Source organism: Parashewanella hymeniacidonis (genome assembly GCF_016900895.1).
GTDB lineage: Bacteria > Pseudomonadota > Gammaproteobacteria > Enterobacterales > Shewanellaceae > Parashewanella > Parashewanella hymeniacidonis.
Genome location: NZ_JAFEUN010000224.1, coordinates 1 through 2,523, shown reverse-complemented (window position 1 = coordinate 2,523; position 2,523 = coordinate 1). Strand labels below are relative to the sequence as shown.

At 39.2% G+C, this 2,523-nt stretch carries 2 protein-coding genes; one reads left to right on the top strand and one right to left on the bottom strand.

All coding sequences use genetic code 11. The annotated features are described in order from the left end of the window. Window positions 1-384: 384 nt before the first annotated feature. The gene (locus tag JQC92_RS21775) at window positions 385-1,692 is read right to left on the bottom strand and encodes an aminopeptidase P N-terminal domain-containing protein (RefSeq protein ID WP_205001628.1); all 1,308 of its coding nucleotides are present in this window, start codon (window positions 1,690-1,692) and stop codon (window positions 385-387) included. Window positions 1,693-1,862: 170 nt separating this feature from the next. Between JQC92_RS21775 and gmhB the strand changes: the two genes are divergently transcribed. Then, entirely contained in the window at window positions 1,863-2,423 is a 561-nt protein-coding gene (gmhB, locus tag JQC92_RS21770; protein WP_205001627.1) for a D-glycero-beta-D-manno-heptose 1,7-bisphosphate 7-phosphatase, read from the top strand. The last annotated feature ends 100 nt before the right edge of the window (window positions 2,424-2,523 follow it).

Here is a 2,523-nt window from a genome sequence, read left to right as displayed (position 1 = left end):
CGGTTAATTCACTTTCGCCTTGCTGCTTTATCAGCGCTTGCCATTGCTCTGGTGTTCTTCGATTTGTCATGCCACATCTCAATGATTGAAAAGTGGCAAAGATTTTAAGGGGATGCTTTTACTTTGAGAATACGCAGTTTACCGCACGCTTACTATTCAGATGAGAAGATGGTCAAGCTCACGAAGTCCATTAGCGAGTTGGGCGATGCCCAATAAATGGTTTGATGAGCTGGGACTCTTTAACTTAGAAAAGGTACAAACGGGATATGTGTTCAGTACGAAGTAACTGAATAGAATTAAGCAGGAGCCGTATACGAGAACCGTAAGTACGGTTCTGTGAGAGGGATGAGGCAGCGATGCCTCACCCTACTCGATATCTAATGTTCATTCAGCCATTACTTTTTCTATATCTTCAATCGTTCGTGGTACGCCAGCCGATAGATTTTCATGACCACCTTTAGTCACTAAAATATCATCTTCAACTCGTACTCCCATCCCTCGGTAAGACTCTGGAACGTCGTAGCAATCTTCAGGGATATAGATGCCGGGTTCAATAGTGAAAACCATATGAGGCTCAAGTTTACGCCAATTTCCCTGTTCGTCGTGATAGGGGCCAACGTCATGAACATCCATACCTAGCCAATGACCCGTTTTATGGACCGTAAATTTTTTATAAGCCTGAGTTTCCATGGCATGTTCGAACGTCATATCAAGAAAGCCAAGTTCAATGAGCCCTTTACACATGACTTCCATACAAGTCTCATGTAAGGCATTCCAAGGTGTGCCTGGTTTCACTATGGCAATCGCAGCGTCTAAAGCAGAGAGAACCAATGAATATATTTGTTTTTGAGTTTGAGTGAATACACCATTAATAGGGTAGCTTCTTGTTATATCAGATGCGTACATATTTAGTTCAGCACCAGCATCAATCAATAGTATTTGTCCTGACTTAATAGGTGCATTGTTGTCTTCGTAATGCAAACACATGGCATTATTACCAGCAGCAACAATATTTGGATAAGCTACTTCGGTCGAGCCAAATGCCGCGATAGATTTCATAAACTGAGCTGATAGCTCAGACTCGTTCGTCGAAGAAGAGCATGAGCGCATGACGTCAATATGTGCTTTAGTCGAAGCTTGGACCGCGGCTTTTATCAAACCAACTTCTTCGTTCGTTTTTATCACTCGCATAGGGTGAAGAATTTTTGCTAAAGGCGTTAGAGTGCGGTATTGCTTAACGACATCAAACGGGGAGTTAAGACGCTGAGAATCAAGCAAAGGGATAAGCTGAGAAGAGATTAGATTCAGTTCATCACTTAAAAACACGTGTTCAATGTCGTTTAGTTGATTTACTAACTCTCTATTGAAATCAGCTATTTCAAATGCTAAGTCAGCTTGATAGACTTGAAGGACTCCCTTAACTCCAGCACGTTCACCGAAATTGACCTCTTGAAGCAAATCTTTAGGTCGACAAAAAAGGGTAAACGTTTCCTCATTATTCTTTTTAGATATTAATGCAAAGGAATCTGGCTCATTAAAACCAGTCAGATAAAAGAAGTCATTATCTTGTCTAAAATGGTATTTAATGTTTTTGCTGCGAACTTTCTGTTGGGATCCGACAAGAATAACCAAGCTGTTGTCGGGTAATTCAGAGAGCAGTGTTTGTCTTCTTTTCTTATATACTGACAACATAAATAAAATACATCCTTATAAATTTATAATTATGTGACCACTATATTTGTATAAAGTATGCTTTTCAAACAATAGGTGGCCATTTAAATATATAGGAGTGTGCAATTAACAATTAGGAATGAAATAATACTGCGAATTAATTATTTAAAGTTTTCGGATGGAGTTTCCAATTGAATAAGGCAGTATTTCTAGATCGTGATGGTGTAATTAATGTTGATCATGGTTATGTCCACAAAGTGGATGATTTTGAATATATCGAAGGCGTCTTCGAAGCATGCAGAGAACTCAAAGAGCTAGGATACAAATTGGTCGTGGTGACCAATCAATCTGGAATTGCGCGTGGTATGTATAGTGAAGATGACTTTCATACACTTACTGAGTGGATGGATTGGAACTTTGTAGATAAAGGTGTAGAGCTGGACGGTATTTATTATTGTCCCCATCACCCTGTAAAAGGTATTGGTGAATACAAGCAAGACTGTGAGTGCCGCAAGCCAAAATCGGGAATGCTAAAAAGTGCAGCACAATTTTTAAAAATAGATTTCTCACAATCAGTAATGTTAGGAGATAAGCACGATGACATGCTAGCTGCGTTGGATGTCGATATCCCAACACGTGTAATAGTTAAAACTGGCAAAGGTGAAATAGATTCTAAAGTCGCTACAACTATAATAGAGAGTATCGCTGATTTACCAAAGCTATTAAAAAATCAACACTTCGGACAGTTTTGAATTGAACTGAAATCAATTAGAAGTTATGAGCAGGGTTTGCGAAAATATAATTTGCAAATAACATCCCGAAAAGCCGCCGCTCATGACAGATCTAGTAAAT

Coding starts and splice junctions, on each gene's coding strand:
- JQC92_RS21775 (WP_205001628.1), bottom strand. CDS start 1,692: ATGTTGTCAGTATATAAGAAAAGAAGACAAACACTGCTCTCTGAATTA.